The 22,306-nt window shown below is 38.0% G+C and carries 20 protein-coding genes; 3 read left to right on the top strand and 17 right to left on the bottom strand.

All coding sequences use genetic code 11. The features are described from left to right. Positions 1–155: 155 nt before the first annotated feature. From rpoD to rpsU, 16 genes are all read right to left on the bottom strand, one after another. Positions 156–1,298: an RNA polymerase sigma factor RpoD gene (gene rpoD, locus CBG10_RS00100; RefSeq protein ID WP_003665864.1), complete on the bottom strand. Its 1,143-nt coding sequence runs from the start codon at positions 1,296–1,298 to the stop codon at positions 156–158. A 1-nt stretch (position 1,299) separates the two neighbouring features. After that, the gene (gene dnaG, locus CBG10_RS00095) at positions 1,300–3,165 is read right to left on the bottom strand and encodes a DNA primase (protein WP_094508903.1); all 1,866 of its coding nucleotides are present in this window, start codon (positions 3,163–3,165) and stop codon (positions 1,300–1,302) included. A 134-nt stretch (positions 3,166–3,299) separates the two neighbouring features. Continuing rightward, the gene (gene glyS / locus CBG10_RS00090; protein WP_094511261.1) at positions 3,300–5,375 is read right to left on the bottom strand and encodes a glycine--tRNA ligase subunit beta; all 2,076 of its coding nucleotides are present in this window, start codon (positions 5,373–5,375) and stop codon (positions 3,300–3,302) included. Position 5,376: 1 nt separating this feature from the next. Continuing rightward, a complete protein-coding gene (gene glyQ, locus CBG10_RS00085; protein WP_003665860.1) occupies positions 5,377–6,363 on the bottom strand; it encodes a glycine--tRNA ligase subunit alpha in 987 nt (328 codons plus the stop codon). A 260-nt stretch (positions 6,364–6,623) separates the two neighbouring features. Beyond that, entirely contained in the window at positions 6,624–7,409 is a 786-nt protein-coding gene (gene recO, locus CBG10_RS00080) for a DNA repair protein RecO (RefSeq protein WP_094511260.1), read from the bottom strand. A 15-nt stretch (positions 7,410–7,424) separates the two neighbouring features. After that, a complete protein-coding gene (gene era, locus CBG10_RS00075) occupies positions 7,425–8,330 on the bottom strand; it encodes a GTPase Era (protein ID WP_094511259.1) in 906 nt (301 codons plus the stop codon). Positions 8,331–8,341: 11 nt separating this feature from the next. Then, positions 8,342–8,737 carry a diacylglycerol kinase family protein gene (locus tag CBG10_RS00070; protein WP_019251639.1) on the bottom strand — a complete coding sequence of 132 codons (396 nt, stop codon included), beginning with the start codon at positions 8,735–8,737 and terminating at the stop codon, positions 8,342–8,344. Next, on the bottom strand, positions 8,721–9,200 hold the full coding sequence (gene ybeY, locus CBG10_RS00065) for an rRNA maturation RNase YbeY (protein WP_094508897.1): 480 nt from the start codon (positions 9,198–9,200) through the stop codon (positions 8,721–8,723). Before ybeY ends, CBG10_RS00070 begins: the two co-directional genes overlap by 17 nt. Then, positions 9,200–10,207: a PhoH family protein gene (locus CBG10_RS00060; protein ID WP_094502331.1), complete on the bottom strand. Its 1,008-nt coding sequence runs from the start codon at positions 10,205–10,207 to the stop codon at positions 9,200–9,202. Before CBG10_RS00060 ends, ybeY begins: the two co-directional genes overlap by 1 nt. 99 nt (positions 10,208–10,306) lie before the next feature. Continuing rightward, the gene (locus CBG10_RS00055) at positions 10,307–11,278 is read right to left on the bottom strand and encodes a biotin--[acetyl-CoA-carboxylase] ligase (RefSeq protein WP_094511258.1); all 972 of its coding nucleotides are present in this window, start codon (positions 11,276–11,278) and stop codon (positions 10,307–10,309) included. A 6-nt stretch (positions 11,279–11,284) separates the two neighbouring features. After that, positions 11,285–11,857 carry a biotin transporter BioY gene (locus CBG10_RS00050; RefSeq protein WP_094511256.1) on the bottom strand — a complete coding sequence of 191 codons (573 nt, stop codon included), beginning with the start codon at positions 11,855–11,857 and terminating at the stop codon, positions 11,285–11,287. A 126-nt stretch (positions 11,858–11,983) separates the two neighbouring features. Beyond that, entirely contained in the window at positions 11,984–13,369 is a 1,386-nt protein-coding gene (gene argH / locus CBG10_RS00045; RefSeq protein WP_094511255.1) for an argininosuccinate lyase, read from the bottom strand. Next, positions 13,359–14,591, bottom strand: coding sequence for an argininosuccinate synthase (locus tag CBG10_RS00040; protein ID WP_035152705.1), 1,233 nt, complete (start codon positions 14,589–14,591; stop codon positions 13,359–13,361). The genes argH and CBG10_RS00040 overlap by 11 nt, the downstream gene beginning before the upstream one ends. Before the next feature lie 159 nt (positions 14,592–14,750). Then, entirely contained in the window at positions 14,751–15,728 is a 978-nt protein-coding gene (bsh, locus tag CBG10_RS00035) for a choloylglycine hydrolase (protein WP_094502334.1), read from the bottom strand. Positions 15,729–15,847: 119 nt separating this feature from the next. Then, positions 15,848–16,294, bottom strand: a complete 447-nt coding sequence (locus tag CBG10_RS00030; protein ID WP_003665848.1) for a GatB/YqeY domain-containing protein — start codon at positions 16,292–16,294, stop codon at positions 15,848–15,850. 59 nt (positions 16,295–16,353) lie between these two features. Further along, positions 16,354–16,545 carry a 30S ribosomal protein S21 gene (gene rpsU, locus CBG10_RS00025; protein ID WP_003665847.1) on the bottom strand — a complete coding sequence of 64 codons (192 nt, stop codon included), beginning with the start codon at positions 16,543–16,545 and terminating at the stop codon, positions 16,354–16,356. 300 nt (positions 16,546–16,845) lie between these two features. Between rpsU and CBG10_RS00020 the strand changes: the two genes are divergently transcribed. Further along, positions 16,846–18,357 carry an ABC transporter substrate-binding protein/permease gene (locus CBG10_RS00020; protein ID WP_094511254.1) on the top strand — a complete coding sequence of 504 codons (1,512 nt, stop codon included), beginning with the start codon at positions 16,846–16,848 and terminating at the stop codon, positions 18,355–18,357. Then, on the top strand, positions 18,347–19,087 hold the full coding sequence (locus CBG10_RS00015) for an amino acid ABC transporter ATP-binding protein (protein ID WP_094511253.1): 741 nt from the start codon (positions 18,347–18,349) through the stop codon (positions 19,085–19,087). The genes CBG10_RS00020 and CBG10_RS00015 overlap by 11 nt, the downstream gene beginning before the upstream one ends. A 60-nt stretch (positions 19,088–19,147) precedes the next feature. Here CBG10_RS00015 and aspS read toward each other — a convergent pair whose 3' ends face one another. Continuing rightward, a complete protein-coding gene (gene aspS / locus CBG10_RS00010) occupies positions 19,148–20,950 on the bottom strand; it encodes an aspartate--tRNA ligase (protein WP_094511251.1) in 1,803 nt (600 codons plus the stop codon). 381 nt (positions 20,951–21,331) lie between these two features. Here aspS and CBG10_RS00005 point away from each other — a divergent pair, with 381 nt between their 5' ends. After that, positions 21,332–22,180: a fructosamine kinase family protein gene (locus tag CBG10_RS00005; RefSeq protein WP_094508884.1), complete on the top strand. Its 849-nt coding sequence runs from the start codon at positions 21,332–21,334 to the stop codon at positions 22,178–22,180. Positions 22,181–22,306: the final 126 nt, after the last annotated feature.

Here is a 22,306-nt window from a genome sequence, read left to right as displayed (position 1 = left end):
TCAAAAAACGCTTTATAAAAATTTTACCCGAACAATTGAATGTTTTCAATATAAAAATAAGATTTTTCTCATTTATTTTAAATAAAATTAAAAAGCAACTTAAGATAATTAACTCAAGTTGCTTTTTGTGTAAATTCATTTTTTACATATATATTTTATTCTAAGAAATCTTTTAATTGCTTAGAACGTGATGGGTGGCGTAATTTTCGGAGTGCCTTAGCTTCAATCTGACGAATCCGTTCCCGCGTTACCCCGAAGACTTTTCCGACTTCTTCAAGGGTCCGTGTTCGACCATCATCTAAACCAAAACGAAGCCGAAGAACGTTCTCTTCACGATCGGTTAATGTATCCAGAACATTTTCAAGCTGCTTTTTCATCATTTCATAAGCAGCATGGTCAGCTGGACTCGTTGCATCTTGGTCTTCAATAAAGTCCCCTAAATGAGAATCATCCTCTTCACCAATAGGCGTTTCAAGTGAAACTGGTTCTTGGGCAATTTTAAGAATATTCCGCACTTTTTCAGTTGGCATATCCATTTCTGCACCAATTTCTTCTGGTAACGGTTCACGACCTAAATCTTGAAGTAATTGCCGTTGAATCCGGATTAATTTGTTAATAGTTTCAACCATATGAACCGGAATCCGAATTGTCCGTGCTTGATCAGCAATCGCCCGTGTAATAGCCTGACGAATCCACCAGGTAGCATAAGTAGAGAACTTAAATCCTCGCCGATAATCGAATTTTTCAACGGCTTTCATAAGTCCCATGTTACCTTCCTGGATTAAATCAAGAAACTGCATCCCACGGCCAACATAACGCTTTGCAATTGAAACAACTAACCGTAAGTTTGCCTCAGCTAGTTCTTGTTTAGCTACTTCATCACCTTTTTCAATCCGTAAAGCAAGCTGGACTTCTTCATCAGCCGTCAAAAGGTTTACACGACCAATTTCTTTCAAATACATCCGCACAGGATCATTAATTTTAACCCCAGTTGGTGCTGATGTATCTTTCATGGCAGATTGTGATAATTTTTCAGTAGCTTTTAAAGCACGAGGATCTGGATCCCCATTTTCATCGACAACACTAATTCCGGCATCTTCAATATTTTGAAGTAAATTATCAATTCCATCAGCGTTCAATTCAAATGGTTTAGCAATTTTAGTAGTTAATTCATCGTATTCAATCTGCTTTTGCTTCTTGTAATTACGAATTAACTTACCAACTGCGGTGTCATATTCTTGTTGGTCGAAATCGGCGCTGTTAGAAATAACAATGTCTTTTTTCTTGCTCTTTGCCATATTAATTAGTCTCCTCCGTTTTTAAGCGTTGCTGCTGCTTTAATAATTTTACCAGTTCAATCGTTAATTGCGTAGCTAATTCTGTATTATGCAATGAATTAGCTTCTTTTAACTGGGCTTGCTTATCTGCAATTTGCGCAGCTAACGGTGTTTGTTCTGCGATCATATGGATACAATCATCAATTGCCCGCATATCAACTTCTTGGTCAACATTTAAATTTTCAATTTGTCCAAGAGTACCTTGTAAACTACTTTCATCTAAATAATCAAGAAAGTCAGCAGTTGAATACGATCCGTTTTCAGAAAAATAACTTGCTGCTAATAAATACAAGGTTTGATATTTTTCATGTGCAAAATGAAAATTGTGGTCTGATGTTACATGCATCCACACTTCACGATCATATAGCATATACCTTAGTAAGATCTGTTCCGCTAATTCAGTCCTACTAAGTTTAATTTTTCGATGTTCTTCTTCACTAGTTTGTTGAAACTGTTGGCGACGAGCTAGTGAAGGCTGTTGCTTAATCCCTGGCTGATGATGAATTCCTAGTTGTTGTCGCAATTGATCTAACTGTGTTTTTAAAGTTTGTCGATCTAAATCGAACTCACCCGCCAACCGTTGCAAGTACATATCTTCTTCTAAGGGAGCTTGAACTTGCGCAATTACTTTCAGTGCTTGGTTAAGGTATTGCATTAGTTCATTCTGATTATCTAAATTCTTCCCATTTCTTAAAAAGCGCAGGTAAAATTCTGTTGTTGTTTCTTCCTTATTGGTAAGATAGGCGTTAAATTGTTGTGGACCATACTTTTGAACATATTCATCTGGATCAATCCCAGCTGGCAGTTGGACAACCTTTACCTGCAACTGATTAGGTCGATGATCATTAACGAGGCTAATTGCACGATCAATTGCATTTTGTCCCGGTTGGTCTCCATCGTAGCAAATATCTAATTGCTTAGTGGCACGCCCAATAATCGCTACTTGCTCTTCGGTAAAACTGGTTCCCATTGAAGCAATTCCATTTTCGATCCCTGCAGCAAAGGCCGAGATTACATCCATAAATCCTTCAAATAAGTATAATCGACCATCTTTACGGGCAGCTTTTCGTGCAACGTCAAAATTAAATAATGTTCGCCGTTTATTGAAAATCGGTGTCTCAGGACTATTTAAATATTTCGGTAAATTTGTTTTACTAGTATCGATTAATCGCCCGGAAAAAGCGATCACCTGACCTTGACCATTTTTTATTGGATACATTATCCGCTCAATAAACCGGTCTCGCAACTCTCCCTGCTGGTCTTCACTAAAAAGCCCACTTTTTCTTAATAATTGATAATCAACTTTTTGTTGCTGGAAGAACGGCTTCAAGATTCGCTGATCAGGAGCATAGCCTAAGCCAAATTGCTCAATCAGTTCTTCACTCATTCCCCGTTTTTTTAAATAATTAAGTGCAACTTGCCCAGCCGGTGTATTTACCAATATATGGTGATAAAGTTTAGCTGCTTTATCATGAAGATCAAACAGCTGTCGATTCTCATTATTTAATGGTTTAGCCGGAACGCTAACATATTGTTCTGGAATTTTGATATTGCTATCGTTAGCGATCTCCTTAACCGCATCAACAAAATCGATATGCTTTAATTCCATTAAAAATTGAAATACGTTTCCGCTCCGGTGGCAACCAAAGCAATAGAAAAATTGTTTTTCTTCATTCACCGAAAAAGATGGTGTCTTTTCATCGTGAAAGGGACATAATCCAACTAGATTTTTTCCAGCCTGATGTAATTGAACATAGCGCCCAATTACATCACCAATATCAACTGAATTTCGTATTTCATCAATTACATTACGCGGTATCTTTGCCATTGATCCACCTCACTTAGTAAGCGAACAGCAACGAAATGAAAGGTCGCAACCTAACGGAATGCGACCTCCACCTATTTTTGCATTTAACTAGTATCTATAATACCACAAGTTAGCAGCAATACAATTAAAACGTCTTATTTTACAATCAAGTTATCCAAGTTACCAATTAATGATGCTTGATTAGCCAAAATACTTAATTGAGCCAAACGATTATTACGAATATCTTCATTCTTATCCATAATCATATTTTCATCAAAGTATTCACTAATTATTGGTGTTAAAGTCCGTAAGGCTGCAAAGTGTTCACTTACTGTTTGTTGATCTTCTTTAATCAATTCCGAAACAGCAGTATGCATCTTAGCCTCAGATGGATTTTCAAATAAATTAGGATCTACTGAAAGCTCACTAACTGGACGATTATCCTTCTTTGCAATCCGTAATACCCGGGTAAGGGCTTCGATATCTTCCTTAAAGTTAGCATCGTCCTTATGCTCATCAATAGTTTGAATGGCTGCAAGAACATTGGCAATATCATTTTGACGAGTATCGGTAGCTGCATCAATAATATCGTGACGAACCTTTTGGCCATGGAATAACTGCTTAATCCGATCTAAGAAGAATGAACGGACTTCATCACTATTCTTATTCAAATCAAAAGAAACATTGACTTCAGCGTTTTCAAAGGCTGTGATAATTTCTGATTGAATATTTAACAATGGAAGGTTCCAACCACGATCGGCGATGATCCGGACAATTCCAAATGCCTGCCGACGTAAAGCATAAGGGTCATTCGAACCGCTTGGAATCATATCAACCGCAAAGAAGCTCATGATACTGTCAAGTTTATCGGCAATTGCTAAGATCGCGCCAATCTTAGTTTGTGGTAATTCTCCTTCTGCCGAGATTGGCATGTAGTGTTCGCGGATGGCTGTGGCAACATCATCTTTTTCACCGAATAACTTAGCATAGATTTCGCCCATGATTCCTTGTAATTCAGCGAATTCACCGACCATTTGCGTAGTAAGGTCAAATTTATAAATATGTGCTGCTCGATCAAGGTCTGCCAGTTCTTCAGCTGAAAGGTTTAGTTGCTTACCAAGAACATTTGCAATCACTGCGACCCGCTGCATTTTATCATACATTGAACTAATCTTATCATGGAAGCTAACTTTCTTAAGTCGTTCCACATACTCACCAATTGTCAACTTCTGGTCTTCTTGATAGAAGAATTGAGCATCTTCAAGACGAGGAACAAGAACCCGTTCATTTCCTTTAATGACATTGTCAAGGTAGTCGGTATTACCGTTACGAACGGAAATAAAGTGCGATAAGAGGTTACCATCTTTATCCCGTACACAGAAGAAACGCTGGTTATCCTTCATGGAGGTAATTAAGACTGGATCAGGTAATGCTAAGTACTTCTCATCAAAAGATCCAGCAAAGGCAGTTGGCCATTCAACTAAGTTATTAACTTCATCTAGTAAGTCCTCATCCCAATCAACTTGCCAGTCGTTCTTATTAATAATCGTAGTAATTTGATCCTTAATTAAATTCTTTCGCTTTGTTTGATCAGCAATAACGAAATCATTATTTAGGCTTTCTTCATAATCATCAGCCTTAGCAATTTCAACTGGATGGCCTAAGAACCGGTGACCTTGTGTTTCTCGACCAGCTTCAACGTCCAAAATATTAAATGGAACGACTTCATCATTTAATAATGAAACTAGCCACCGAATCGGACGAATAAATTGTAAGTTATTGTAGCCCCATTTCATCAAGGTTGGGAATGTCATCGAAGTAATAACTGCTGGCAATCCTTGAAGAACTTCAGCAACGGTCTTTCCGGCAATATGCTTTTCAACAAAAACATATTCAACGCCCTTTACTTCCTTGAATTCAATATCTTCCACAGAGGCACTCTGACCCCGGGTAAAGCCAATCGCAGCCTTTGTCCAATTACCATCGGCATCTTGCGCAATCTTCTTCGCAGGACCCTTAACTGATTCATCAATATCAGGTTGCTTATCACTTAGGCCATGGATTAACAATGCCATCCGTCGTGGAGTAGCGAATTCTTGAATATCATCAAAAGTGATCCGTTGTTCTTTAAGGTACTTTTCTACTCGTGCGTGTAACTGCTTAATACTTGGTGTTACAACGTGAGCAGGCATTTCTTCAACACCGACTTCTAATAAGTATGTATTTGCCATCTTACTTTTCCCCCTTTTGTGCTTTCTTAGCCGCTTGCTTTGCAGCCCGTTCCTTTGCCTTTTCCGCTTTTTTTGTATATTCTTCAACTGTCTTTTGGCGAACTGCTTCATCATGAATCAATGGGAAGCCACGTTTACGTCGCTCTTCAACAAAGGCCTTGGCAATTGATTTTGCCATAATTCGAATACGGTGAAGGTAACCAGCACGTTCGGTAACCGAAACAGCACCACGCGCATCTAGCAAGTTAAAGGTATGACTACACTTTAAAACATAATCATAAGCTGGGTGAACTAATCCAAGCTTAATTAAACGTTTAGCTTCTTTTTCGTAATCATTAAAGTCTTGAAGAAGCATGTCTTGGTTACTTTCTTCAAACGCATACTTAGAATGTTCATATTCAGGTTCTTGGAAGATATCACCATACAGAACACCATCCGCCCACTCTAAGTCATAAACTGAATCAACGTTTTGAATATATTCAGCCAACCGTTCAAGTCCATAAGTAACTTCAGCGGCCACAGGACTCATAGGTAATTCCCCAACGACTTGGAAGTAAGTAAATTGAGTAACTTCCATTCCGTCAAGCCAAACTTCCCAACCAACACCGGCACAGCCCATTGAAGGGTTTTCCCAGTTATCTTCAACAAACCGGATATCGTGTTCTAAAGGATCTATTCCTAACTTTTTCAAACTACCTAAGTATAATTCTTGGATATTATCAGGAGAAGGCTTCATTAATACCTGGAATTGGTGGTGTTGGTAAAGCCGGTTTGGGTTTTCACCATAACGACCATCAGCAGGCCGCCGTGAAGGTTCAACATAAGCCACATTCCATGGTTCAGGACCAATTGCCCGCAAGAAAGTGTAAGGACTCATTGTCCCTGCACCTTTTTCGTTATCATAAGCCTGCATTAACATACAACCTTGATCAGCCCAATATTGTTCTAATGTAAAGATAATATCTTGCACGGTTAGTTTTTTCGTCATACTTTACTTCTCCTTTCAATGAAAAAGTCCCTACAGTATCAAATAATTGATACTGTAGGGACGAAGTTAATCGCGGTTCCACCCTACTTTTTTACATCTCTGTAAAACAGCTTAGTTTAAGCGGCTGTTAGAGTGCCAAGGATAAATAAACTACAAGGCTTGCACTATCCCCTGATCGCTGATTTGGTTTATCCATAATCTCTGTCATTGCCAATATTCAGTTAAACACGCTCTTATAATAGAAAAATATTTTACAAATGTCAATCGTTCATTGATAACTTTCCAATATTTTGTTCCCACTTATTCATTTGTCTAATGAACCGTTTTGCCTTCAAGTTTAGTCCAATCTCGTTATCATAAAGAGTATCCAAGACTTGTTGGAGGCGTCGTTTAGTAGCTGGATTAATCCGAATAGAATTCAATTTCTGCAAGTTAATTGTGGCAAACTGTTGAAGGTAATAAATAGTTTTACGGTCAAGGTGAAGACGGTGTTCATCAAGTGACCAGTGATTCTGGCAAAGCATCCCCCCATATTGTTCAGAGAAGTCTAAAGCCAGATCATTGCGACCACAAACAACACACCGATCCCAAACTGGTGCTACCCCAAAAGCAACTAACAGCTGTGTTTCAATAACATTTGTAATTATTTGGTCATCTAATCCTTTTTCGATTAAGTCTAACGCTGCAGCAACTTGATTAAACCACCCACCAATGCTTCGACCATCATTAAACGCACTGTCAACCAATGCCAAAATATACGTAACGTATGCATTTTTGCTAATATCACTTGCAATATTCTTGTATTGGCTAGTATCGCTAGCGGTATTAATAAAACTTAAGCCATTTTCATCAAGGGAGCCAATGTATGTACCATGGGTGAATGGGAGGATATCAGCAATCATTCGAAAGCCACGTTTCTTAGCATTTTTCACAAAAAACATTGCTGGCCCAATCTTATCAGTGAGCATTTTTATTAATAGATCACGTTCACGATAATCCTGTCGGTACATAATGATCCCAGTAAATTGTGTGGTTACGCGCGCCATGTAACCATCATCCTTTTAATAGTCTTTATTCCGATAACCATAGTCTTTTAGCATTGCAGACTTATCACGCCAATCTGGAACAACCTTTACCCATAGTTGAAGAAAGACTTTGTCACCAAGTAATCTTTCAATATCTTGTCGTGCCATTGTCCCAATCTTTTTCAGCATTTTTCCGCCCTTACCAATAATAATTCCTTTTTGGCCCGGACGTTCAACAATAATATTAGCCGAGATATGAATATGATTTTCATCCTCACGCTTTATCGATGTCACATCAACAGCTACTGAATGTGGCACTTCTTGTCTCGTTAGCAAAAAGACCTTTTCACGGATCATTTCTGCAATCACAAAGCGTTCAGGGTGGTCACTCACTTGATCGGCAGGGTAGTATCGTGGGCCATTGGGAAGAATCTTAATAAGATCATTGATTAAGTTATTCACATTATTTCCCTGCAAAGCTGAAATTGGCACAATATCCTTAAATGGAAGGGTATCTTTATATTGGTCAACAATTTTAGGCAGATCATTAGGATTAATTTGATCGATCTTATTAACAACTAAAAAGATTGGCTGCTTAACTTTCTTTAAGCGTTCAATAATAAAGTCATCACCAGGGCCGCGCTTCTCAGTTGCACTCACAACAAATAAGACAGCATCCACTTCATCTAATGCTGACATTGCTGATTTTTCCATAAAATCACCTAACTTAGTAGATGGTTTATGAATTCCTGGCGTATCAATAAAAATAATCTGTGCTTCTGGGCTTGTATAAATTCCTTGAATCTTATTACGCGTTGTCTGGGCAACATTACTCATAATTGCTACCTTTTGACCGACAACATAATTCAATAAAGTTGATTTTCCGACATTTGGGCGCCCAATAATTGCCACAAAGCCAGACTTATAATTTGGATTATCCATATTAAAACTTCCTATCTAATAATTGATAATATACGGGGAATAAAAATAATTAGACCCACCAAGACCGAAAATATCGCTGAAATCAGTACACCACCAGCCGCAACATCTTTAGCTTTTTTTACATTTAATTCATAATGATGGTCAACAATCAAATCTGTAACAGCTTCGGTAACTGTGTTAAGAAATTCAGATGTAAAAACAACAAAGATTGCCAATAAAATCCATAACCATTCCATTGCTGAAATATGCAATAAGATCGACATAATAATGGCTAAGCAGGCAGCTAAAAGATGGTACCGCATATTACGTTCTTCACGTAATACCTGGATAATGCCATCAATTGCATGACGCATTGCTTGAATTAAGTGATGATTTTTCTCAGTTTGATGTTTATCGCGTGAGTCCATAGCCGTCTAGTATCTCCCGTTGTAATTTAAACATTTTTTCTTCATCTGCCGGCTCTTCATGATCGTACCCGTTTAAGTGAAGAAAGCCATGAACAGCTAAAAATCCTAACTCTCGATCAACTGAATGACCCAAGAACTTTGCTTGCTCAGCTACTTTATCGATAGAAATAAAAAGATCACCCAGGTTATCAGGAATTTCGGCAGCCATTTGGGGATCCATAATAATTGGTGTTTCTTCTCCTGCTTCTTCTGCAGCAAAACTTAAAACATCAGTTGCTCGGTCAACATTCCGATACTGGGCATTTAATTTTTTTATCTCCGGATTATTTACAAATGTTAAAGACATTTCAGTATTATCTGATAAGGAAAGTTTTTTAGCAGCATACTGTAATAAGTCCCTTACCATCTTCACTTGCTCATTGGGAAGCTGTGCTGTTGTTTGATCGAAAATTTCCAGGTCCATCATTTTTCCTCTTTTTTCTCTTTATCTTTTTCTGCTAATCGCTTTGATGTTTGGTCTTCATAAGCAGTAATAATCCGTGCTACAACCGGGTGACGAACAACATCTTCCGCACTAAATTTAACAAACTTAATTGATTTAATATTATTCAAAATTCGTTGCGCGTTGACAAGACCACTGCGAGTCCCATGAGGAAGATCAATTTGGGAAACATCCCCATTAATCACCATTTTTGATCCAAATCCCAAACGGGTAAGGAACATCTTCATCTGAGCATTAGTTGTATTTTGAGCTTCATCTAAAATTACAAATGCTCCATCAAGAGTTCGCCCTCGCATATAAGCAAGTGGCGCAATTTCGATAATTCCTCGATCAATTAGCCGTTGAGTATGATCAGCACCAAAAATATCATTTAATGCATCATAAATTGGTCGTAAATAAGGATCTACTTTTTCACGAAGGTCACCTGGTAAGAACCCTAAACTTTCACCCGCTTCAACTGCCGGCCGCGTCAAAATAATTCGTTCCACTTCGCCACGCTTTAAAGACGCCACTGCCATCGCTACTGCTAGGTAAGTTTTTCCTGTTCCGGCAGGTCCAATCCCAAACGTAATATCATTATGTTTCATTGCGTTAACATACTGCCGTTGACCAAAATTTTTTACTCGGATAGCTCTACCACGACGATCCTTAATAATCGTTTCGCTATATAAGTCAGCAAAATATTCCAAGGTCCCTCGATGTGCCATCTTCATCGCACTAACAATATCTGTACTGTGGATGCGGATCCCTTGATTTAACAATGAGATAAGGGCCCGAAATACATCGATCGTAAGTTTAACGTCTTCTTCTTGTCCCCTTACTTTAAGATTTTCACCAAATGGTCGAATTTCGACGTCCATTCCCTGTTCAATCAAGCTCACATACTTATCCTGAGTTCCTAGTAAGCCAACTTCTATTTCTGGACTTTCAATTTGAAAAGTTTGTTCAATCGTTTTTTGTTCTCCCACCTATACAATCTCCTTTAATTTAGCAGACTTTATTTAATGATAATTATATCATAGATCACCTTTAACCTCATCACTGCAAGCTTTCGTAAGAGATCGAAGTTATTTTTCAAAATTAACTTTAACTACTTCGCCACTATTAAAAGTTTTCGTTTTTCCGTCTGCCAGGCTAATTGTTAAAGCCCCATCATTTTCTATCTTCTTAGCAGTTCCAGCAATAACCTCACCATTTACTAACACTTCCACTTTTTGTCCTAAAATCATTGAGGCTTGGCGATATTGCTCAAGATACTGTGGATTATCATAGTCCGAATAATTATTAGCAATCGCCTCAATAAGCCGACTGACTAAAAGATTACGATCTGTTGGTGCTATTCCCGTCGCTTTCTCTTTAAGGGCCAGGGGAAATTTCTTTGTAGTAATGTTCAAACCAATTCCTACCACTAAGGAAGCCGTTGTCCTTGATTCAAGGTCTATTACTGCCTCGGTCAAAATTCCGCCGACTTTTTTATAGTCTAAATAAACATCGTTGACCCATTTATATTGGAAATCTTGAGCAGGGAAAAATTGTTTAAGAACTTCCACAATTAAAACTGCAAAAGTTGTTGTCATTAACCCAGCTTGTAGTGGCCTGTCCGTTGGGCTAGGCAGAATCATACTAAAATACAATCCAGTTGCTGCCGGAGAGTAAAAGGACCGTCCCCGTCTTCCATAACCAGCAGTTTGATGATCAGCAATAAATACCGTTGGCACAGTAACTAGGTGGTGACTCAAAAAAGCTTTTGCAATGCTTTGGGTTGAGCTAACTTGGTCTTCAACGTAAAGACGATTAGTAAAGTGATTATGAGTATAAAAATCAATAATATCAGCATTCAACCGTGAATTTCCGGTAAAACGGTATCCAAGGTTTCTGCGACTCTCAATATTATTTCCGTTTTTTCGTAAACTGTTGATGGCCTTCCAAACGGATTCACGACTAATATTGAACCGCTGTGCTAAGTCATTTCCAGAAACCCATGAACCCGGCACTGAAAGTAATTGCCATAAAATTTTCTGTGCAGTTGAATGAACCATTTCTAATCATCTCCTGAACGAAACAACCTTAATGTGACGTAAACGACGAGTAATTGAGACAGCAATAAGCGCTTTGATTGTATCGCCAAAAACAAATAAAATATTTGACGCCAAAGCAGAAATAAAGGTGGTATACAATTGATTTGCTAACCATATTGCTCCCACTCCTTCCACAAAGATTACTCCCCATAGCCAAACAATCAGGAATTCAGTTATTTCTTGCGTCATCCCATAAAAACAACTGAATTTTAGACTAAGACCAATCAATAACGGGACAAATAACCAGGCGAAAATATATCCGCCAGTTGGGCCTAAGACGGTCATAATTCCGCCACGTCCACCAGAAAGCAACGGCAAACCCAGTACAACTAAAAACACGAAGAGCCATACAGTAATTGTCCCTAATCTTGGTCCAAGGAGTTCCCCAGCAATTATTATTCCCATATTTTGCAAAACAATTGGCACCGGAATAAACTCCAACGGAATTCCTGGGACTGCTCCTAAAATAGCAATAATTGCAACCATCATGGCAACGACAGTCATTTCATGAATTGACAAACTTATCTTTTCCCTAATCATCATCATAAATCCTTTATTTTTGCATTAATTATATTTAATTGTAACCTTTAATTCAATATATGGGTTACTACGAAGCAAAAAATTGAGGGTGAGAAAAAATTGGCTTTCTCACTCTCAATTTCTGAATTAATTATCTTTCAAAATTTTCTTAGCATCTCTAATTTGTTGACGAACTTGATCAAACCCAGTTCCACCATAAGAATTCCGCCGTTCAACCGCTACTTTAGGTTGTAAGCAGTTATAAACATCTTCTTCAATTTTTGGCGAAATCTTTTTATATTCGTCCAATGGAATATCAACAAGATTTGTCCCTGTTTTAAGGCCTTTTAATACTAACTCACCGACAATTTCATGCGCTTCTCTAAACGGAATACCTTTAGCAGCAAGATAATCTGCTAATTCAGTGGCGTTGGAAAAGTCATGATGAGTTGCATGTTCCATGGCCTCTTTCTTTACCTGAAGGGTGTTAATCATCCCAGTCATGATCTTGATGCTGGGGAGAATCGTCTTTACTGCGTCGAATAAGCCTTCCTTATCTTCTTGCATATCTTTGTTATAAGCAAGCGGGAGCCCCTTCATTGTCGTTAATAAGCCAAAAAGATCACCATAAACTCGCCCAGCTTTACCACGAATCAATTCTGCCATATCAGGGTTCTTCTTTTGGGGCATGATCGAACTACCGGTAGAATAGGAATCTGCCAATTCTAAATAGCCAAATTCATAACTACACCAATAAATCAGTTCTTCACATAGCCGTGACAGGTGCATCATCAAAATACTTGCATTGCTTAAAAATTCAAGGGCAAAATCCCGATCAGAAACAGCGTCCAGGGAATTATGATATGGTTCAGCAAAACCTAAATACTTTGCACTTAATTGTCGATCAATTGGAAAAGTGGTCCCAGCTAAAGCAGCCGCTCCTAGGGGGGATAAATCCGTGTGCTGCTGGTTAAATTCAAACCGTTCAACATCTCGCTGAAACATTTGGAAATAAGCCATGAGATAGTGCCCATACGAAATTGGCTGAGCATGTTGCATATGAGTATACCCTGGCATAATCGTTTCAACATTTTCTGCTGCTTTATCTACTAATTCTGCCTGTAATTTTTTCAATTCATTAATGATAATAGGCAACCGCTTCTTTACATATAGGTGAAGGTCAGTTGCGACTTGGTCATTTCTGCTCCGTCCAGTATGAAGTTTACCAGCAACGGGACCAATTTCTTCTGTCAGCAATGCCTCAATATTCATATGAATGTCTTCATTGTCAATCGAAAATGGGAGTCCTTCACTAGTTAATCGCTCACGTAATTTCTTGAGTCCAGCAATAATCTTATCAGCATCATCTGCTGACAAAATTTGTGTTTCTTTCAGCATTTTTACATGGGCTAATGAGCCTTCAATGTCTTCTTGAGCCATTTCTTGATCAAAACTGATCGACGCATTAAATTGGTTAACTAGTTGGTCGCCAGCTTCTTCAAACCGGCCACCCCACATTCTCTTAATAGGCATCGCTTGTATTCTCCTTTACTTTCTTTTTATTTTTGTTTTGTACTTGAGCATAGACCTTATCTGGTAATTCCCAAAGTTTAATAAAGCCAGTAGCAGCTTCTTGGTCAAATTCATCAGCGGAGGTGTAAGTTGCCAAGTTCTTATCATAAAGCGAATTTGGTGATTTCCGACCTTCACAGATTACATTTCCTTTAAATAACTTTACCCTTACTACACCATTAACAACAGCTTGTGATTCATCAATAAAAGCAACTAAGGATTTCATTAATGGTGAATACCAAAGCCCATTATAAATAATTTCACTCATTTTTTGTTCAATTAATGGTTTAAAGTGCGCTACTTCCCGTTCTTGCGTCAGGTCTTCCAAGTCTTTATGGGCTGCCAATAAAACGGTGGCTGCTGGGCACTCATAAATTTCCCGTGACTTAATACCAACAAGCCGGTTTTCAACGTGATCAATCCGGCCAATCCCATGACTACCAGCTAATTTGTCAAGTTTCATAATTAACTGGTCAAGCGGCATTTCTTCGCCATCAATTGCGGTCGGAACTCCTTCATTAAAGGTGATTTCAATTGTGGTTGGGGTGTCAGGGGCTTCTTCAATTGAAACTGTCCGATCATATGCATCAGCAGGTGCCGCAGCCCACGGATCTTCAAGAATTCCACATTCATTTGCCCGGCCCCATAAGTTTTCATCAATGGAATAGGGACTAGCCTTTGTGATTGGAACGGGAATGCCATTATCCTTAGCGTATTGAATTTCTTCTTCCCGTGACCAGTGCCAATCCCGAATTGGATCTTCAATTTTCATATCAGGAGCCAAAGCATGAATTCCTGCTTCAAATCGTACTTGGTCATTTCCTTTACCAGTACACCCATGGGCAATAGCAGTCGCACCATATTGATTAGCAACTGCTACAAGTTTTTGAACAATTAATGGACGAGAAAGTGCTGAAACTAATGGGTACTTTTGCTCATACATTGCATGGGCTTGAAGAGCTGGTAATACAAATTGTTCAGCAAAGTCGCGTTTAGCATCAATTACTACTGATTTCCACGCTCCAACTTGGAGGCCCTTTTCTTTAATCGCTTCAAGGTCTTTTCCTTCACCCACATCAATACAACATGCAATTACGTCATACCCCTTATTTTTGAGCCACGCAATTGCAACCGAAGTATCTAAACCACCAGAATAAGCTAAAACAATTTTTTCTTTTGACATAATCTCGTCCTCCATCTCATTTGAAACTTGTTGTTTATAAATATACGAGTATTATAAATAAAAATCAATAGTTTTAGCATATTTTTTCAAAAAAACTCTTTTTATGCATTAAATATAAGTTGTTCATGCATAAAAAGAGTTTAAAAATAGAATAATTATTTAATTTTGTTGGTTAATAATTTGTTTATTTTGAACTGGATAGGTAATTAATTCTGATGCTTCAAGGTCTTCCTTATGCATATCAACTGCATTAATTTGATTATTTTCGTAAGTCTTGTAGTAAAAAATGCCTTTCTTTAAGTTCGAACCATCAGAGTAGATCGTATATTCAAAAGTATCCGGTGCTACTTCATCCAATCCCTTTTGTTGTTCGACAGATTGAAGAATGTGGAAGTAGTTGGTAATATTCTCAACTTCAGAATTGCCAACTGGGGCATGCATCTTAGTAAAAGCAGCCTTAACAAAACGACTTTCAGAATCCATTCCCCCTGGAAGAAAATGGGTTCCTAAGCCTCGGCTATAAACTGGTAGATCGACATCAGGCGCAAATACGTTAGCCGGATTAGCAGGTACAACACTACGATAGTTACTAAGATTTAATAATTGACGGGGAAACTCCGGATTATTTGTCAAGACACCAACTGGGTTATCATAAACATTTAATCCTTTTGCGGTGGATTCAACAGTCACAGAAGCACCTGTTTTATCAGCAATAATCCAGTGCAACGGTGCAGCTTGGAGTTTATCAGAAAAATTGATGTTAGCAATGTTTGCATTTGAAAGTAACTTCTTCGCTTCAGCAACTGAGGAAGCAGTCGCAAGAATATAAGGAACTAATTCAAATGATGCAATATTATCTTTTCCTTCTTGAACTGGGAAATAATGAGCCGGACCATCAAAATTAAGGCCTGCCATCCCAACACCCTTTTCATTTACCCCATCAAAGTATAATGGATAATCATCACGAACAATTGACATTCCAATAATTGCATAATGGTGTTCAAGATTGGGCATTTCCCGGAATTCTAAAGTCTTATTACGTGGGGTAATCACTACTTCTTGACCAAGATTTACTTCCAAATCAAGATTACGACCAAAGTAATAATCACCTGCTGTATAAATTACTGATGTGCACATATAAAGGCCCCCTTTTCTTTTGAATATACCTTAATTCTAGTTTAAAAAGGAAAAATGTACAGTAAAAAAAGAAAGTATGAAGAAACTTTCTCTTTATACTCTCTTTTTTACAGCTAATATTACTTACTCAATTGTTCTTTTACAACCTGGTTAACTAATTTTCCATCTGCTTGTCCTTGAACTTTGGGCATAACCGACCCCATTACTTGTCCAAAGTTCTTCATACTAGAAGCATTAAGTTCGTCAATTACTTCCTTAACAATCTTAGTAACTTCATCTTTTGATAGCTGTTTTGGCATATACTTTTCAACAATTGCCAATTCATTTTTAGCTTGGTTGATCAGATCTTCTCGTCCAGCTTTTTCAAATTCTTCAAGCGATTCCTTACGTTGCTTATATTCACGTGCCATTACCGCAATTTCTTCATTAGCGCTCAAATCGTGGCCAAGTTCAATTTGTTCATTTTGAACCGCTGCTTTAAGCATCCGGACAACGTTTAATGTTTCCTTATCACGATTCTTCATTGCTGATACCATATCTGACGTTAATTGTTGTAGTAAGCTCATTATTTATCCTTCTTTCATATAAAAAAGCTCTCACCAGGCAACAGGTGAGAGCACACATTTTAGTAACGACGACCGCGCTTGTTCTTACGCTTCCGTGCCGCTTCAGATTTCAACTTGCGTTTTACACTTGGCTTTTCGTAAAATTCACGTTTACGATATTCTTGCAATGTTCCGTTACGTGAAACTGAACGTTTAAAGCGTCGAAGAGCGTCGTCTAAAGATTCATTCTTACGAACGACTGTTTTTGACATGTTGATCCCTCCCTCCGAGCTTAAAGTTACGTATCGAGGTAGCAGGCATACTGCTTCCTTTTCACTACAAAAGTTATTTTACCCAACATGGCCTACCCTGTCAACATTACTTTTAAATAAAAATTTAAATTTCTTATCCACCTATTCTTTGACTACTCCATAAACTAAGTAACCGCTTTTAATCGTTATGCAAATATATGAATATTTATTCTTTTTATAGATTTTATATTGCATAAATACACATTTAAGCGTATATTTAGTAACAATTTAATCTTACTATTCTCAAAGGAGTTATTAACTATGAAAGGTTTTAAACATTTATTACTGCTAATGATAATTGCGTTTCCGATATTATGTACACCTATTACTGCATTAGCTGCTAACGAGAGCAGTTCAACTAGCTCTTCATCAGCCAATAATTCATCGCAAGTCGCTAGCAATGATTCAGTGCAAAAGATTAAACAAAAAGGAACATTGGTTGTGGGAATGAGTGCTGATTATCCACCCTACGAATTCACAACCAAAGAAAATGGAAAAACTAAATATGTCGGTTTTGAAGTTTCCCTTGCTAAACAATTTGCTAAAGACTTGGGAGTAAAACTAGTTATTAAAAACATGGACTTTGACTCACTTCTAGTTGCACTAGAAACAGGTAAAATTGATGCTATTATTTCGGGAATGAACGTTACGGCTGAACGAAAAAAAAGCGTTGACTTCTCAAATACATATTATTCCGGTGATAGTTACTTTTTAATTAATAAAGGAGATAAAGATAAGCTAGTTAATGTCAAAAGCTTTAATGGGAAAAATGTGGGAGCACAAAACGGTACGCTCCAATCAACCCTAATTTCAAAGGAAATGCCTAAAGCAAACGGCAAAGGGCTTGCTAAACTTTCTTCCTTAGTCATTGGGCTTCAATCTCATAAATATGATGGGATTTTAATGGATGCTGCTACTGCTAAAGCCTACGCTGCCAACAATTCAAATCTTTATGCCTTTAATTCGAAATTGCCAAATACTGCTGGCGGAATTGCCATGGCCTTTCCTAAAGGTGATACCTCGTTAGTCAATGCCGCCAACCAGACAATTAAAAAAGTTAATAAAAAACAACTAATTAATAAAAAATGGATTCCACAAGCATCTCAATATATGAAGAGCTATAAAAAACAAAATACTGTTCTTAGCTATTGGCGTTACTTTGCTAAGGGGATTAAATATACATTAATCATTACAGTTGTCTCTGTTATTTTTGGTTTCCTATTAGGAACACTCTTTGCATTAATGCGACTTTCAAAGAACAAATTCTTACATTCAATTGCTGTTTGCTACATTGAATTTCTTCGGGGTACGCCAATGATGGTTCAAATCATGTTTGTTTACTTTGGGATTGGGGCAATTATTCAATCACTTCCGGCCCTCCTCGCTGGGATTATTGCCGTTTCACTAAATTCTGGTGCTTATGTTGCTGAAATTATTCGTTCTGGGATTCAATCCATTCCACTTGGACAAACGGAAGCTGCTCGAAGCTTGGGGATGAGTAAAAATGAAACATTCAGATATGTGATTATGCCCCAAGCACTTAAAAATATTTGGCCAGCATTAGGAAATGAGCTTATTACCTTATTAAAAGATAGTTCATTAGTTTCTGTAATTGGTGTTTCCGAATTAATGTATCAAACGCAATTAGTTCAATCAGCAACTTATAAAGGAGTATTACCTTTATTCATCACAATGATTATCTACTTTATCCTCACATTTACGTTATCCAGGATTTTGCTTTACTTTGAAGGGAGAATGAAACATGCCCACTAAAATGATTGAAATTAAAAACTTACAGAAAAAATTCAAAAATAATATTGTCTTAAAAGATATTTCAGAACATGTTAATAAGGGTCAAGTAATTTGTGTGATCGGCCCTTCAGGAGCAGGTAAAAGTACTTTTCTCCGTTGCTTAAATGCACTTGAACAACCAACAAGCGGACAAGTTCTTTTTGAAGGACAGAATCTGATTGGTTTAAGTGATAAAAAACTCGATCAGTTGCGAGAAAAGATGGGAATGGTTTTTCAAAGTTTCAATCTTTTTCCTAATATGACAGTCCTTAAAAATATCACAATTGCACCAGTTAAAGTAAAAAACATCAATGAAAAAGAAGCAACTAAAACTGCGATGGAACTACTAGAAAAAGTTGGTTTAAGCGATAAGGCTCAACAATATCCAGATCAACTGTCAGGAGGGCAAAAACAACGGGTTGCAATTGCCCGGGCCCTTGCGATGAGTCCGGAAGTAATGCTCTTTGACGAACCAACTAGTGCCCTTGATCCCGAAATGGTTGATGAGGTACTAAAAGTAATGCGCGATTTAGCTGAATCGGGAATGACAATGGTGGTTGTTACCCATGAGATGGGGTTTGCTCGTGAAGTAGCAGACCAAATCTGGTTTATGGCAGATGGATATATTCAGGAAACTGGAGATCCAGAAGAATTTTTTGCCCACCCTACTAGCCCACGGGCACAAGACTTTTTGAAAAAGATTTTGAAATAAAATAATCCTCGTGAACAGTACACTTCAAGTACCTTTTCACGAGGATTATTTTTGTTCTATTTATTGTTCGTCTGGATCCTGATCGAGCTTATAATCAATCTTTTCATCAAATTCAATTTTAAGATCATCAAGTTGTTGTTCACTAACTTTGCCTGGAGCTGCCGTTAATGGTTCAACTGCCTTCGAGTTCTTAGGGAATGGAATAACATCCCGAATACTATCAGCTTGAGCTAATAACATAACCCATCGGTCCAAACCAAAGGCAAGTCCTCCCTCAGGTGGCATTCCCATTGTTAAGGCCTTAAGTAAGAATCCGAAGCGAGCTTCTGCACGTTCCTTTGTATAGCCAAGAGCTTTGAGAACTTTTTCTTGAATCTTTGGATCGTGGATACGAATTGATCCCCCACCGATCTCGTTACCATTCAAGATAATGTCGTAACTCTGAGCATGAGCTTTATGAGGATCTTCCCCATCTTCAAGATAATGTAAGTCTTCTTCATTTAACATTGTGAATGGGTGGTGAGCGGCAATCCACTTTCCAAAGCCTTCATCATATTCAAACATCGGCCAATTAACAACCCATAAGTAGTTCCATTGGTCAGGCTTAATCATATCTAGCTCTTCAGCGACTGCCCGACGAAGGTAGCCAAGTGAATCTGCTACAACGTGGAAACTACCAGCAACAAAGAGGATTAAGTCCCCTTCTTTGGCATCCATTTCTTCATTGATTTGGGCAACTTGATCATTTAAGAACTTAGCAACTGGACCATTGTAACCATCAGCAGTTACCTTAACCCATGCAAGGCCCTTTGCACCAAAACGCTTAATGTATTCTTCATACTTAGAAATATCTTTCCGAGAATACTTATCTGCTCCACCAGGAACGCGAATTGCACGAACATAGTTACCATCAGCAACAGTATTAGCAAAAACCTTAAATGAACTGTCCTTTACAATATCAGAAAGATCGTGAATCAACATCCCAAAACGAGTATCAGGCTTATCGGAACCGTACTTGTCCATGGCTTCTTGCCATTCCATCCGTGGGAATGGAGTCTTAACATCTACCCCCACGATTTCCTTCATTACCCGCTTAATTAAGCCTTCTGTAACTGTTTGGATGTCTTCAGGAGTTGCAAAACTCATTTCAGTATCGATTTGCGTAAATTCTGGTTGACGGTCACCCCGAAGGTCTTCATCCCGGAAACAACGTGCTAATTGATAGTACTTATCAACTCCGGCTGCCATTAACAATTGCTTAAATAATTGTGGTGATTGTGGTAAAGCATAGAAATGACCGGGGTAAACACGTGATGGAACAATATAGTCACGTGCTCCTTCTGGTGTTGACCGGGTTAAATCAGGGGTTTCAACATCCATAAAACCTTCATTATCATAGTAATTGTGCACGATCGAAGCAACCTTACTCCGCAACTTCAAATTACGCATCATTTCTGGTCGTCGTAAATCAAGGTAACGGTACTTCATCCGTAAGTCTTCAGAAGCATCAACACCATCAGTAATATCAAATGGCGTTGTTTCTGATTTTGCTAATACCTTAACCTTCTCAACAGCTACTTCAACTTTTCCAGTCTTCATATCTGGATTAATTTCTTTTTCTGCCCGTAATTGAACTTTTCCTTGAACCTCAAGAACATATTGGTTACGAACCGCATTTGCAATTTCAAATGCTTCTGGATTTTCTTTTTCGTTGAATACTAGTTGAACAATTCCTTCCCGATCCCATAAATCAATAAAGATAAGTCCACCTAGGTTACGACGCTTAGCTACCCAACCTTTTAAGACAACTTCTTGTCCAACTTGCTGTTCATTTGTATCCCCAGCATAATTTGTTCTCTTCATTCTCCGCTTACCTCTTTCAATTTTTAATAGCAGTTTAAATAAAAAGCACCCTTGAAATTACAAGGGTGCAAATGCACGGTACCACCTTGGTATCACTCAAAAATAACGTCTAAACAACGGAGCGTATTGCTCAGCTTCAAAAGTGTCAATCGAGACTGAAATATTTGGAGCTCTCACCTTTCTCCAATCGCTGATAATTTCAAGTACCCGAGCATTCTTTATCAACAGCTATTAATATCTTTAATTTACATTTTTACCTTACTCGATCCCCTCATAAATGTCAATACTAACGTTAATTAGTGCCTTATAAATCAACTTTATTTAACAATACTTACCTAAAAATGGTATAAATAAAGTAATTTAATAAAGGAGGAACATCAATTGGAAAGTCCAAATACAGCATGGTTTAAGCACCTTCCTTTAAAAAATATTACTTCTGTTAAACCAGTTAGTGGTGGTGATATTAATTTAGCATATCAAGCCACAACTACTGATGGAAATAGGTACTTTATAAAGGTTCAACCTAACCATTCACAAGATTATTTCAATCATGAAATTAATGGTCTCAAAGCTATCGGTAAGGTCATTAATACCCCGACCCCACTTTATCATGGTGAAATCGATGGGAACGCCTATTTAATTTTAAACTGGCTTGATGAAACTTGGGGTAATCAAGCCAACCTGGGATTAGCAGTTGCCAAAATGCACCAACAGCATAATGATGAATTCGGCTTTATAGACAATCATCAAACCAAGGCCCTTGTAAAAGATAATTCTTGGAATTCAAACTGGCTTGATTTTTATATTAATCAGCGACTAGAGCCTGAAGTTCAAGTGGCAAGCCAGCACGGTCGATGGAATAAATGGCGGCAAGAACATTACCAACAAATGGTTAATAAATTCACTGATTACTACCAACACCATGAAGTCATCCCTAGTCTTCTTCATGGTGATTTATGGGCCGGCAACTTCTTATTTGCTGGCGATCATAAACCATACTTAATCGATCCAGATGCATTATTTGGGGATCGTGAATTTGATTTAGCCATGACAACTGTTTTTGGCGGTTTCGATAATAGTTTTTATCAGGCATATAGCAGCGTCTTTCCATTTGACGACCAACTAGATGAACGCCTTTCATGGTACCGCTTCTATTATCTATGCATGCATTTAATCTTATTCGGTGAGAGCTATGGTGGCGCAGTCGATCAAATTTTAAGTCAATACTAAAATCGAGTAGGAGATAATTGATTATTTCAATTATCGACCTCTCACACCACCGTACGTACGGTTCCGTATACGGCGGTTCGACAACTTAATCACATTGAATTGACTGGAGCGTCTTGGACATATTCA

The organism is Limosilactobacillus reuteri, assembly GCF_002254085.1.
In the GTDB taxonomy this organism is placed as follows: Bacteria; Bacillota; Bacilli; order Lactobacillales; family Lactobacillaceae; genus Limosilactobacillus; species Limosilactobacillus reuteri_K.
The sequence above is the reverse complement of the archived record's forward strand: the minus strand, read 5'-3'. Positions and strand labels throughout refer to the sequence as shown.